12 protein-coding genes are annotated in these 12,636 nt (G+C 73.2%); 6 read left to right on the top strand and 6 right to left on the bottom strand.

Annotation, left to right across the window (positions count from 1 at the left end; all coding sequences use genetic code 11):
* The first annotated feature begins 28 nt into the window (after positions 1-28).
* The 4 genes from O2W53_RS20310 to O2W53_RS20325 are packed head-to-tail and all read left to right on the top strand — an operon-like array spanning position 29 to position 3,519.
* Positions 29-1,048, top strand: a complete 1,020-nt coding sequence (locus O2W53_RS20310) for a Bug family tripartite tricarboxylate transporter substrate binding protein (protein WP_269164877.1) — start codon at positions 29-31, stop codon at positions 1,046-1,048.
* Positions 1,045-1,587 (top strand): tripartite tricarboxylate transporter TctB family protein, encoded by a 543-nt coding sequence (locus O2W53_RS20315; protein ID WP_269164878.1) that lies wholly within the window; start codon positions 1,045-1,047, stop codon positions 1,585-1,587. Before O2W53_RS20310 ends, O2W53_RS20315 begins: the two co-directional genes overlap by 4 nt.
* Entirely contained in the window at positions 1,580-3,121 is a 1,542-nt protein-coding gene (locus tag O2W53_RS20320) for a tripartite tricarboxylate transporter permease (RefSeq protein WP_269164879.1), read from the top strand. The genes O2W53_RS20315 and O2W53_RS20320 overlap by 8 nt, the downstream gene beginning before the upstream one ends.
* Positions 3,118-3,519, top strand: a complete 402-nt coding sequence (locus O2W53_RS20325; protein ID WP_269164880.1) for a universal stress protein — start codon at positions 3,118-3,120, stop codon at positions 3,517-3,519. Before O2W53_RS20320 ends, O2W53_RS20325 begins: the two co-directional genes overlap by 4 nt.
* 52 nt (positions 3,520-3,571) lie before the next feature.
* Here the strand turns inward: O2W53_RS20325 and O2W53_RS20330 are convergent, their stop codons facing one another.
* The 3 genes from O2W53_RS20330 to O2W53_RS20340 form a co-directional block, all read right to left on the bottom strand.
* A complete protein-coding gene (locus O2W53_RS20330) occupies positions 3,572-3,889 on the bottom strand; it encodes an AzlD domain-containing protein (protein WP_269164881.1) in 318 nt (105 codons plus the stop codon).
* Positions 3,886-4,593, bottom strand: a complete 708-nt coding sequence (locus O2W53_RS20335; RefSeq protein ID WP_269164882.1) for an AzlC family ABC transporter permease — start codon at positions 4,591-4,593, stop codon at positions 3,886-3,888. Before O2W53_RS20335 ends, O2W53_RS20330 begins: the two co-directional genes overlap by 4 nt.
* Before the next feature lie 80 nt (positions 4,594-4,673).
* Entirely contained in the window at positions 4,674-6,269 is a 1,596-nt protein-coding gene (locus O2W53_RS20340; RefSeq protein WP_269164883.1) for a nickel/cobalt transporter, read from the bottom strand.
* 316 nt (positions 6,270-6,585) lie between these two features.
* On the opposite strand from O2W53_RS20340, the gene O2W53_RS20345 reads away from it, so the two are divergent.
* A complete protein-coding gene (locus tag O2W53_RS20345; protein WP_269164884.1) occupies positions 6,586-8,661 on the top strand; it encodes a calcineurin-like phosphoesterase family protein in 2,076 nt (691 codons plus the stop codon).
* Positions 8,662-8,769: 108 nt separating this feature from the next.
* Here O2W53_RS20345 and O2W53_RS20350 read toward each other — a convergent pair whose 3' ends face one another.
* The gene (locus tag O2W53_RS20350; RefSeq protein WP_269164885.1) at positions 8,770-10,299 is read right to left on the bottom strand and encodes an esterase; all 1,530 of its coding nucleotides are present in this window, start codon (positions 10,297-10,299) and stop codon (positions 8,770-8,772) included.
* Positions 10,300-10,592: 293 nt separating this feature from the next.
* On the opposite strand from O2W53_RS20350, the gene O2W53_RS20355 reads away from it, so the two are divergent.
* Positions 10,593-11,753, top strand: a complete 1,161-nt coding sequence (locus tag O2W53_RS20355) for an Mrp/NBP35 family ATP-binding protein (protein ID WP_269164886.1) — start codon at positions 10,593-10,595, stop codon at positions 11,751-11,753.
* Positions 11,754-11,827: 74 nt separating this feature from the next.
* On the opposite strand, the gene O2W53_RS20360 is transcribed toward O2W53_RS20355, so the two are convergent.
* Positions 11,828-12,166 (bottom strand): TfoX/Sxy family protein, encoded by a 339-nt coding sequence (locus O2W53_RS20360; protein ID WP_269164887.1) that lies wholly within the window; start codon positions 12,164-12,166, stop codon positions 11,828-11,830.
* A 45-nt stretch (positions 12,167-12,211) separates the two neighbouring features.
* A complete protein-coding gene (locus tag O2W53_RS20365) occupies positions 12,212-12,604 on the bottom strand; it encodes a twin-arginine translocase TatA/TatE family subunit (RefSeq protein ID WP_269164888.1) in 393 nt (130 codons plus the stop codon).
* Positions 12,605-12,636: the final 32 nt, after the last annotated feature.

The raw sequence follows: 12,636 nt of genomic DNA on the forward strand, positions 1-12,636 counted from the left end.
CGGCCCGGCGGACGAGGAGGTCCACCTGATGTCCCTGACCCTCAGCGCACGACCACGTTCCGGCGCCCGCCCCTGGCGGCTGACCGCTGCGGCCGGCGCCGCGCTCCTGGGGCTGCTCACCGGTTGCAGCGACTCCGGTGGCGGCGAGGTGACCGCGGAGGCGGCGGTCGACCGGCTCGAGCTGATGGCCCCGGCCGATCCCGGTGGCGGCTGGGACTCGACCGCCCGGGCGCTGGCCGCCTCCATCGAGGAGGCCGAGCTCGCCGGGAGCACCCAGGTCACCAACGTCGGCGGCGCCGGCGGCACCGTGGGCCTGGCCGAGCTCGCCAACGAGCGCAGCGAGGAGTTCCTGATGGTGATGGGCCTGGTGATGCTGGGCGCCATCGAGACCAACCAGTCCCAGGCCACGCTGGAGGACACGACCCCGATCGCGCGGCTCACGGCCGAGGACGAGATCGTCGTCGTCCCCGCCGACTCGCCGTACCAGGACATCCAGGACCTGGTCGACGACATGAAGGCCAACGGCCGGGCGGTGTCGATCGCCGGCGGCTCGGCCGGCGGGACCGACCACATCCTGGCCGGGCTGATCGCCCAGGCCGGTGACGTGCCGATCGAGGACCTGAACTACGTGGCCTACTCCGGGGGCGGTGAGTCCCTGGCCGCACTGCTGGGCAGCCAGGTCTCCGCCGGCATCTCGGGGATCTCCGAGTACGCCGAGCAGATCGAGGCCGGCGAGCTGCGCGCGCTGGCCGTCTCCGGCGCCGAGCGGGTCGAGGGCATCGACGCACCCACGCTGACCGAGGCGGGGCTGGACGTCGAGCTCAGCAACTGGCGCGGGGTCGTCGGACCGCCTGACCTGTCCGACGAGGCCCGGCAGAACCTGATCGACCTCGTCGACGAGGCCGTGCAGTCCGACGCCTGGCAGGAGCGGCTGGAGCTCAACGACTGGGAGGACACCTACCTGTCCGGCGACGAGTTCGACGCCTTCCTCGAGGAGGAGCAGCAGCGGGTGCGCGGTGTCCTGCAGGACATCGGGCTGGTGGAGTGAGCTCTTCTGCAGCCGCTGAGGACCACGCCCGTACCGGTACGCCGGGGCGGGCGTGGTCCTGGGCAGAGGCTGCCTTCCCCGTGGGGCTGCTCGCGCTGGGGGTCTTCACCCTGGTCGACGCCAGCACCATCGTCGCGCCCAGCTCGGTGAACACCGTGGGCCCGCAGGCCTTCCCGTACGCGGTCGGGGTCCTGCTGGTGCTCACCTCCCTCGCGCTCTTCGTCGACCTGGCCCGCGGGCGCGGTGGCGCCGCCGAGGAGGGGGAGGACGTCGATCCGACGGCCACCACCGACTGGCCCACCGTGCTCAAGCTGACCGGGTCCTTCGCCGCCCTGGTCGTCCTGGTGGAACCCCTCGGCTGGCCCATCGCAGCGACCGTGCTCTTCGCCGGCGCCGCCTGGTCGCTGGGCGCCCGGCCCTGGTGGCGGCCCGTGCTCGTGGGGGCCGTGCTCGCCTTCACCACCCAGGTCCTGTTCACCCAGCTGCTGGACCTCTACCTGCCGGCCGGACCGCTGGAGGGAGTGAGCTTCCTTGGGTGACTTCGGCGCGCTGCTCGACGGGTTCGCCACCGCCCTGCAGCCGATGTACCTGCTCTACGCGCTGATCGGCGTCACCTTGGGCACCGCCGTCGGCGTCCTGCCCGGCATCGGCCCGGCGATGACCTTGGCGCTGCTCCTGCCGCTGACCTACTCGCTGGAGCCCACCGCGGCCTTCATCATGTTCGCCGGCATCTACTACGGCGGCATGTACGGCGGGTCGACCACGTCCATCCTGCTCAACGCCCCCGGTGAGTCCTCCTCCATCATCACCGCCCTGGAGGGCAACCGGATGGCCAAGGCCGGCCGGGGCTCGGCCGCGCTGGCCACCGCGGCCATCGGCTCGTTCGTCGCCGGCACGATCGCCACCGTGGCGCTGACCCTCGTGGCGCCGACGATCGCCCGCCTGGCGGTCCAGCTCGGCCCGGCCGACTACGTCGCCCTGCTGGTGCTCGCCTTCCTGACGGTGGCCGCGGTGCTGGGCTCCAGCCCGCCCCGGGGGATCGCCTCGCTCGGGATCGGGCTCTTCCTCGGCCTGGTCGGCACCGACACGCTCACCGGGCAGCAGCGGTTCACCCTCGGGCTGCCCGCGCTCGCCGACGGCATCGACGTCGTCGTCGTGGCGGTCGGGGTCTTCGCCGTCGGGGAGGCGCTCTACGTCGCCTCCCGGATGCGCCGCGGCCCCATCCCCCTGGTGCCGGCGGGCAAGGGCTGGATGACCAAGCAGGACTGGAGCCGCTCGTGGAAGCCGTGGCTGCGCGGCACCGCCATCGGCTTCCCGATCGGCACCCTCCCGGCCGGTGGGGCCGAGGTCGGGACCTTCCTGTCCTACTCGGCGGAACGGAAGCTCTCCAAGCACCCCGAGGAGTTCGGCAAGGGCGCCATCGAGGGCGTCGCCGGCCCGGAAGCGGCCAACAACGCCTCGGCGGCCGGGGTCCTGGTGCCCCTGCTCACCCTCGGGCTCCCCACCTCGGCGACGGCGGCCATCCTCATCTCCGCCTTCCAGAGCTACGGGATCCAGCCGGGGCCCCTGCTGTTCCAGGACGAGTCGGCGCTGATCTGGGCGCTGATCGCCAGCCTCTACATCGGCAACGTCCTGCTGCTGGTGCTGAACCTGCCGTTGGTGGGCATCTGGGTGAAGCTGCTGCAGATCCCCCGGCCCTACCTGTACGCCGGCATCCTCACCTTCGCCGCGCTGGGCAGCTACTCCGTCGGCGCCTCGACCGAGGACCTGGTCCTGCTGTTCCTCCTCGGTCTGCTGGGCTGGGCGATGCGCAACTTCGGCTTCCCGATCGCGCCGGCGGTGGTCGGGCTGATCCTGGGCCCCATCGCCGAGGAGCAGCTCCGCCGCGCCCTGGCCATCAGCCAGGGCGACCCCACGGTCCTGGTCACCAGTCCCTTCGCGGCGGTCGTGTACGCGGCGCTCGTGGTCTTCCTGTTCCTGGGCTGGTGGCTCCGCCGCCGCCAGGCCCGTACCGAGGCAGAGCTGGCCGCCGTGGCCGCCACGCCTGCCGAGTCCGAGAGGAGTTCGTCGTGACGATCGTGGTGGGCTACGTGCCCAAGCCGGAGGGCCGCGCGGCCCTGCGGGCGGCGGTGGAGGAGGCCGACCTGCGCGGGGAGCAGCTCCACGTGCTGAACACCTCGCGCGGGGACGCCTACGTCGACCCCTCGTACGCCAGTCCCGAGGACCTCGCCGAGGTCCGCGGCCTGCTCGAGGAGACCGGCCTGACCTTCGAGCTCGAGCAGCACGTCGGCGGCCAGAACGGGGCGGACGAGGTGGTGGCGACGGCGGCGCGGCTGGGTGCCTCGCTCATCGTGATCGGGATCCGCCGGCGGTCGCCCACCGGCAAGCTCGTCTTCGGCAGCGACGCCCAGCGCATCCTGCTGGAGGCCGAGTGCCCGGTGCTGTCGGTCAAGGCCCCGTCGGCCGGCTGACCCGGATGGGTCGCCGTCCCCACGGCGCGGGACGGCGACCCCACCGGTCCGGTCACCCGGTGACGACGTGCACCAGCGCACCGGCTGCACCGGCCAGCACCAGGACGACGATGAACGGTGCCCGCAGCGCCAGCGCGACCGCGGCCACGGCGAGACCGACCAGCCGCCCGTCGACGACCAGGTCCGGCCCCGACGTCGCGGCCTGGACGGCGACCAACGCGGCCAGCAGCGCCGCCGGCACGAACTCCACCACCCGGGTCACCCACGGCCGCTCCACCCAGGCCGCCGGCACCGAGAGCCCGGCCAGCTTCAGCAGGTAGCAGCCCAGCGAGCCGGCCAGCACCACCGCCCACAGCGTCCCGGTGCTCACGCGGCCCCCTCCTGCGGGGACGCCGCCGTCCGCGGCCGGCCGGCCAGCGCCACCGCGACCACGGCGAGCACCACCTGCACCCCGGCCGGCACGAACGGGGTGAGCGCCAGCGCGACGACCGCGCCGCCCAGGGCCACCCGCCGCTGCACGCCCGGCTCCCGCGCCGAGCGCTGCAGCCGGGGCCACAGCAACGCCAGGAAGGCCGCGGGCACGACGGCGTCCAGCGCGGCCTGCGCCGTCTCGCCCAGCGCCGCAGCCCCCAGCGAGCCGACCAGGGTCGTGACGTTCCAACCCAGGTAGATGGTGGCGCCGGTGACCCAGAACGCCAGCCGGCCCAGTTCCCGGTCCGGTGCGGCGACCGCCATCGCCGTCGTCTCGTCGATCACCCAGTGCGCCGCGCCGGCCCGGCGCAGCCAGCCCTGCGGCGCCAGCATCGGGGCCAGCCGGACGCCGTAGACGGTGTTGCGGGTGCCGAGCAGCAGGGCGCTGCCCAGGGCGGAGAACGCTCCCCCGCCGGCACCGAGCACGCCGATCATCGCGAACTGGGACGCGCCGGTGAACATCAGCGCGGACGTCGCCACCGCCTGCCAGGTGTCCAGCCCGGCGCCGGCCGCCGCCGCACCGAAGGCGACCCCGTACAGCCCCACCGCCACACCGAGCCCGACGGCGTCCCGGAGCGTGGCGGTGCGGGCGTCGGGCGGCACGCGCCGACCCTAGTCAGCGGCCCGTGCCCGTCGGAACGGGCCAGCACGGGTCCACCCAGCGACCGTGCGGACCCGGCCGCTCACACCTGCGCGAGAGCCCGCACGGCGAGGCCGACGCCGATCACCACGACGAGCACGGCGGTGAGGAGAGGGAGTGCACGGGCGACGGCGAGCACCGCGCCGGTGCGCCCGCCGGAGAGGTGCCGCGCCGAGGACCAGCGTTCGACCCGGTCCCGGGCCCGCACGACGAGGAGGCCGGCACCCATCAGCGCCAGCGCCATCCCGATCCCGTAGGCCAGGACGAGGAGCACCCCGAACCAGGCCCGGCCCAGCGCGATGCCCCCCAGCAGGACCACCAGCGCCGACGGGCTGGGCACCAGGCCACCGGCGAAGCCCACGGCCAGCAGGCTGCGGTGACCCCCGCGCACCCCCTCGCCCGACTGGGCGCTGGAGGACCCGCGGTCCCCGGGCCGCGCCACCGCGCCGGCCGAGGTCGCGACGGCGACCGGCCCAGGTGCTGCCGCTCCCTCCCGGGTCGCACTCGCGGTCGCCAGGTCTCCCCCGTGCCCGTGGTTATGGCCGTGGCCGTGGCCGTGGGCATGGGCATGGGCATGACCGTCGTCCGTGCCGGATGACCGGCGGCGCCAGGCCCCGCGCAGCAGCGCGAGCCCGATCATGACGAGCAGCAGGCCGCTGGCCAGGCTCAGCCAGGGATAGACCCGCTCGGGCGCGGTCACCGCGGCGACCGAGAGCAGCACCCCGAGGACCAGCACGCCGGCGGTGTGCGTCACCGTGACGGAGGCACCGATCACTGCCGCCTGTCGCAGCGAGCCCTCCCGGCCCACGAGGTAGGCCGCCATCAGGGTCTTGCCGTGCCCCGGGGCCACGGCGTGCAGCGACCCGAGGAGGAGCGCCAGGACGATGGCGAGCGCGCCGTACCCGACGCTGAGCTGCGTGGCGGAGACCAGGTCCATGAACGCCGTCGTCATGGGGTCCAGCCCCCGCAACGGCTCCGGTCCCGGTCCGCCGCCTGGCCCAGCCACTGGACCGGTGACGATCCCGCTGCCCGCCACGACGCTCAGCGTCGCCCCGCGCTGGTCCAGCGGGTCGTCCAGCAGGTCCTCAGGGTAGTTCCGCAGCACGTCGGAGACGCTGCGGTCCGGCACGTCGCTCGCAGCCAGCTCGACGCCGTCACCCACGGCGGTGATCTCGCGCCAGCCGACCGGCTGCACCGCCATGCGGTCGATCAGCACCACCTCCTGCCCGACGGTGTCCAGCTCCTGGACGCTCCGGAGGGTGCACTCCAGCCGGGCAGTGGCCAGCCCAGCGCTGCCCGGCGGGAAGCTCAACGAGCTGCCGTCGTCCGCCAGCTCCACCTGCGCCCCGCCGACCTGGAGGTCCACCGCGTCGCGCAGCGCCGGGCACATGCGTTCCCGGTAGGCGCGCTGGTCTGCCTCCGACACTGCGTCCCCGGCGGCAGCCGAGGCCGCGTCGAGCCCGGGGAAGGCCCGCAGGGTCGGGACCTCGGCGATGTCCACGACGACGTCGAGGACGACTGCGGCGGGCTCCACCCGAACGCCGATGTGGGTGTTGACCGTGAAGTCGCCGAGTGGATGGGCCAGCGCCGGCCCGGCGGTGACCACGAGCCCGCTGGTGCAGATCAGGCACGCCAGCACCCACGTGAGGCAGCGGGAGGCACGCGCGCGAGACGGCCATCGACGCATTCACCCATCACACCGCGGGTGGAGTCCCACCTGCGTGATCGGACGGCGAACGCACGGTGTCCGGCAGCCGTCCATCTGGGCCGTGCCCGACCACGAGCCGGCACGGGAGCGCCCGAGGCGGCGACACGCCCGCGGGGCCCCGTCGTCCCCGCACGTGCGCGTGATCCTCGCCTGCCGTACCCCTGCTGGTAACCACCGGCGGCGGAGTCTGGCCGGGCGCGGCGAGAGCTGTCGCCGGGCACCCCATCAGCCCGTCTGCAGGAGGTTCATGGTGTTGGTACGGAAGGCACACACGAAGGCCGTCCCGTTGCTGGCCGGCGGCCTCGCGTTGACGGTGGGTGCGACGCTGCTCATCGGGGCGATGACCACCGCGGCGGCGAGCGACACCGCGACCGGTGACGGGGGGGAGGAGACAGCCCCCTACGTCGGACAGGTCGAGGTCGTCCGCGCGGGCAGCGACGAGCCGCAGGTCATCCGGGGCACCGTCTACGAGGACGCGGACCGGGACAGCACTCGCGGCGACCGGGAGGCCGGTGTCGCCGGTGTCCTGGTCTCCAACGGGCGGGAGGTGGTCGAGACCGACGACGACGGCGACTACGAGCTGCCCGCCTACGACGGGATGACCGTCTTCGTCACCAAGCCGGCCGGCTGGGAGGTCCCGCTGGACGAGCAGAACTTCCCGCAGTTCTTCTACCACCACCTGCCGGAGGGCTCCCCGCCACTGCGCTTCGACGGGCTGCCGCCCACCGGGCCGCTGCCGGAGGCCATCAACTTCCCGCTCGTCGAGTCCGCGGACACCGGCGACGACCCCATCGACTGCGCCGTCATCGGTGACACCCAGACCTACAGCAACCAGGAGATCGGCTTCCTGCGGGACGGTGTCGTCAACGACCTCGAGCAGCGGGACGACCTGGGCGAGTGCGGTGCGCTCATCGTCGGCGACGTCGCCGGGGACGACCTGGGCCTCTACCCGCGGATCAAGGAGGTCATGAGCCTGGCCGGCATGCCGGTGCGCGCGGTCCCCGGCAACCACGACATCGACTACGACGCCACGGAGGACGAGCACTCCTTCGACACCTACAAGCGGGAGATCGGCCCGGAGTACTACTCCTACGACATCGGGGACACGCACTTCGTCGGTCTCGACAACGTCAAGTACCCGTGCGTCGCCGAGGACAACGCGGATGGCGACCACGAGTTCTGCAACGACGCCGAGCACCCCACCTACACCGGGCTGATCGGCGAGGAGCAGCTGACCTGGCTGGCCAACGACCTGGCCCACGTGTCGAAGGACAAGCTCGTCGTCATCGCGACGCACATCCCGCTGATCTCGTACCTGGACCAGGAGTTCATCAAGCACCAGACCGACGACGTGAAGAGGCTCTACGAGCTCCTGGAGGGTCGCGAGGCCCTGTCGGTCTCCGGGCACACCCAGGTCGTCGAGAACCTCTCGGCCGGGGACAGCTACGCGGGCTGGACGCAGCTGCTGGACCTCGACGCCGCGCCCTTCCGCCACCTGACCGTCGGCGCCGCGTCCGGCTCCTGGTGGACCGGCGACCTGAGCACCGCGGGCAGCAACAGCGGCATCATCCCGGAGGCCATCCAGCGCGAGGGAGGCCCTCCCGGCTACATGAACCTCGAACTGGACGGCAACTCCTACCAGGAGACCTACCGCGCCACCGGACGTCCCGAGGACGAGCAGATGACGCTGTCGGTGAACTCGCCCTTCTTCCGGAGCTGGTACGACACGCTGGCAGCCTGGCGTACCGGCCAGTCCGAGCTCGAGGCGCCGGATCCGATGGCGGTGCCGCCGGTCAACGTCAACGACCTGGGGGACCTCAACCTGCTGACCCCGGCCGACCTGGCCACGGACAGCTATCTGACGGCCAACGTGTGGAACGGGCAGACGGCCACCGAGGTGACCGTGCAGATCGGCGAGCAGGAGCCGGTGACAGCCGATCGCACCCAGTCGGCCACCGGTGAGGGCGTGCTGGAGGGCGCCGAGTTCGGTGACCCCTACGCGCTGGTGCGTCAGATGCAGGTGGGGCGCTACTCCCTGGCGAGCACGTCGGGCAACGAGCGGGCGCAGGGCTGGGAGGCCTACCGGGGCGAGAAGTTCGGTCCCGGCCCGACCCAGCCGATCGAGCAGGACCTGTGGGCCGACCAGTCCAGCCACCTGTGGCGGCTGCCGCTGCCGGCGGACCTGCCGGTCGGCGCGCACACCGCGACGGTGCGGGCGGTCGACCCGAGTGGCCGGGAGTTCGTCGAGACGCTCAACTTCGAGGTGGTGGAGGAGCGGCCGCAGCCCTTCTACCGCTCCGAGGTGCTCCCGGCGGACGGGTGACCAGCAGGTGGGCCGTGTGACCGCGGCCTGCTGACGATGACGCCCTCGGCGGGGACCGGAGTCCATCCCCGCCGAGGGCGTCGTCGGCTGCCGGCCGGAGCGCGGCGGTCAGGAGCCGGCGCCCGCCTGCTCCTCGGCCACCGGGCAGGCCGGGAAGAGGTCCCGGGTGCCGCCGGTCTGCGGCACCGTGAACGCACACCCCAGGTCCGCCTCGGCCACCGCGTTCCGGTTCAGCACGTCCTCCCCTGCCGGCCGCACCACCGGGCCGCCCTCCTCGAGGGACTCGACCCAGGTCACCAGGTCGGTGAAGGTCTGTGCCGCCTCCTCCGGGCTGAACTCGCAGTGCCCGACCGACCGGACCGTCCGCTGCACCAGCAGCCCGCCGGTGCCCTGGATCGCGGCCTCGGCGGCGTAGATCCGCTGGTGCTCGAACGGCACGAACATGTCACCGATGGTGTGCACCGACAGGACCGGGACGGAGAAGTCGGCGTCCAGCTGGATGATCGGCGCCTTCCCGGTCTCCTTGCGGGTGCCCGGCGCCGCCTCGACCCGCTCGATCCGGGAGTTCAGCGTCGAGCCGTCCGGGAAGGTGAAGGTGGTCGGGTACAGCCGGTCGGCGTTCTCGGCCACCGAGCCCGCGGTGAGCCCGCCCAGCGTCCCGGTCGGGTCGTCGGCGAACCGGCCCAGGTTGAAGGTCAGCCCCTCCCAGTAGGTGAAGGCGGCCTCGTCGGCCGGCCTGGGGCCGCCGGTCAGGTCGATCACGACGTCCCGGAAGGTCTCCCCCCGCTCGGTCAGCTCGGGGTTGGGCCCGGTGGGCGAGGTGGGCAGCCCCAGGGTCGCCTTGATCTCCGCGATCGCAGCCTGGTAGTCCTCGGTCGAGGTCACCGGGTAGGCGTCGACCTCGGCCAGCGTCTGCGCCACCAGGTTGTAGTCCAGCCGGATGTCGAACTGGGCCAGGTCGCCCATCACGCCGCACATCGGCGCGGCACCGGCCCAGTCCACCCGCTCCCGCTCCACCAGGGCACCGATGATGTGGCCGCCCATGGACACCCCTTGCAGGTAGCGGTCGTCGGCCGGGGCGACGAGCCGGTCGAAGAGCCGGGCCAGCCGTTCCGTCGAGGTGACCCCGGCCCGGATGTCGTACCGGTTGGCGGAGTAGGACGACGCCGCCCAGGCGTAGCCCGCGTCGACGTAGGCCTGGCGCAGCTCGAAGGAGGGGCTGTCCACCCAGAGCACCGTCCCGGTGCCGCGGTAGCCGTGCTCCCAGAACACCACGTCCCCGTTCCAGCCCTCGGTGGGCACCTCGATCCGGTAGCCGGCGCCCTTCTCCACGCCGGTCAGGACCCGGGTCCGCGGCTGGCCCTCCGCGTCCAGCAGCGGGGTGAACGCCTCACCCGGCTGCCCGGTGGCGGGGTCGTAGTCGAAGGCCGGGTCGGCGACCGTCCACTCGATGTCCCGGGCGGGCACCGCCGGCAGCGACGGCGACTGCTGGACCTCCTGGAACCCCGGGGCGACCGGGCCCTCGGGTCCGTGCCGGTCGTCCGTGGCACCGGCCGTGCCGGCCCACCCGCCGACCAGCAGGGTCGCAGCGGCGGTGACCGCGCAGAGCCGGGTGGAGCGGTGCTGGAACTGGGTCATGAGGACGTCTCCCGACTGCTCGACTGTGAGCTGCGCCACTGGGCGCCTCATCATGACCAGGCACCGCAGCGCTGTCATCTGGTGACCCTCGGGCACCGGCGGGTCGTGCCGGGCGCGCCGGGCGGCCATCAGCCACCACCGGTCGTCGTCCCCCGCAGGTCGGAGGTCGGCCGGTTCACACCCGCTGGCCCGGGGCAGGTCGATCAGCCGCCGTACAGTGGGGCTCGCCGGCGCGCGGGCCCCCGCAGGGGCCCGGAATCCGCAGGCTCCCCGTCGAAGGAGACACAACGCGCATGTCCGACACGCTGACCGGATCCCCGGAGCTGGACGCCGTGAACGCGGCGCTGGCGACCGTCCAGGACCCCGAGATCAACCGTCCGCTGCCCGAGCTGGGCATGGTCAAGGACGTGCAGATCGGCGTCGGCGGCGACCCGGGCGCAGTGCGCATCGAGGTCTACCTGACCGTCGCCGGCTGCCCGATGCGCGAGACCATCACCAACCGCGTCACCCAGGCCGTCTCCGCGGTCCCCGGTGTCACCTCCGTGGCGGTCGGCCTGGACGTCATGAGCGACGAGCAGCGCACCGAGCTGCGCAAGACCGTCCGCGGCAGCGACACCGCCGAGCCGGTCATCCCCTTCGCCCAGCCCGGCTCGCTGACCCGCGTCTACGCGGTCGCCTCGGGCAAGGGCGGGGTCGGCAAGTCCAGCGTCACCGTCAACCTCGCCGCCGCGCTGGCCAAGAAGGGCCTGTCGGTGGGCGTCGTGGACGCCGACATCTACGGCCACTCGGTGCCCCGGATGCTCGGCGTGGACGACAAGCCCACCCAGGTCGACAACATGATCATGCCGCCGCAGTCCTACGGCGTGAAGGTCATCTCCATCGGCATGTTCACCCCGGGCAACACCCCGGTGGTCTGGCGCGGGCCGATGCTGCACCGGGCGCTCCAGCAGTTCCTCGCCGACGTGTGGTGGGGCGACCTGGACGTGCTGCTCATGGACCTCCCGCCCGGCACCGGTGACGTGGCGATCTCGGTGGCCCAGCTGGTGCCCAACGCCGAGATCCTGGTCGTGACGACGCCGCAGCTCGCCGCAGCCGAGGTGGCCGAGCGGGCCGGCGCGATCGCCACCCAGACCCACCAGCAGGTCGTCGGTGTCGTGGAGAACATGTCCTGGCTGGAGCTGCCCGACGGCTCCCGGATGGACGTCTTCGGCTCCGGCGGCGGCCAGGCCGTCTCCGACGCGCTCACCAAGACCCTCGGTGCTCGGGTGCCGCTGCTGGGCCAGATCCCGCTGGACACCCGGCTTCGTGAGGCCGGCGACGCCGGGGCACCGATCGTGCTCGCCCAGCCCGACGCACCGGCGGCGCAGTCGCTGTCCGCGATCGCCGACGCCCTGGCCGTCCGCCAGCGCGGCCTGTCCGGCATGTCGCTGGGGCTGACCCCGGTCAAGCGGTAGCCACCCCCGCACGACAGAGGCCGGTCCCCCCACGCGGGGTGACCGGCCTCTCGCGCATCGGTGGACGTGTCCGGTCAGCGCCCCGCTGACTCGGCGTGGTGCTCCAGGACGGCGTCGACCCAGAACTGCAGGTCCTCGTCCTCCGTGAGCGCCTCCTCGTCGACGGCGATCCACCCCTCGCCCATCGACCGGCCCTTCCCCATCTCTGCCCGGCGGGCGCCGCGCACCGCCAGGTACTCGGCATCGCGGCTGCGGGACACGCGCACGAGCAGGGCTCCCCCGCCGCCCGAGACGCAGGCGACCATCTTCTCGTCGACCATGAACGCGAGGCCGCCGAACATCGTCACCTCACGGACGTCCCTCTCCGAGAGGGCCGTGCGGACGCGGGCCGCGAGCTCAGCGTCGTGAGCCATCCACCGGCTCCTCCCTGGTGAGTTGCAGGACTCCGGTGACGCGGCCTAGGTCGCGTCGACGTCGAACGGCGGCGGGGTGCTCGCGTCCCGCGTGCGGGCCGTCTGCCCCGCCGGGGACCAGCCGGCTGCGGTCGCACCCGCAGCAGCTGGACTGGCGGCGGTGCTCCCCGTCCGCGCCGGGGCGTCGTCGTCGCCCATCAGCTGCGACCGGATGAACGTCTTCGGGTGGTACTGCCGCAGGTCGATGTCGCGCAGGTGGTCGAAATCGTCACCCAGGGTGTCGTGCAGCTGCCCGCGCACCCCGGTGACCGCCTCCCGCGCCTTCTTCAGCCCGTTCGCGGCGTCCTTCGCCAGCGTGGGCAGGCGGTCGGGGCCGAAGATGAACAGCGCCGCCAGCGCCAGGACGACGATCTCGCCCCAGCCGATCGAGTCGAACACCGTTCCTCCTCGCGCCCGCCGCGGAACGCGGT

The sequence above is a fragment of the Modestobacter sp. VKM Ac-2978 genome, assembly GCF_026968025.1.
Classification (GTDB): Bacteria; Actinomycetota; Actinomycetes; order Mycobacteriales; family Geodermatophilaceae; genus Modestobacter.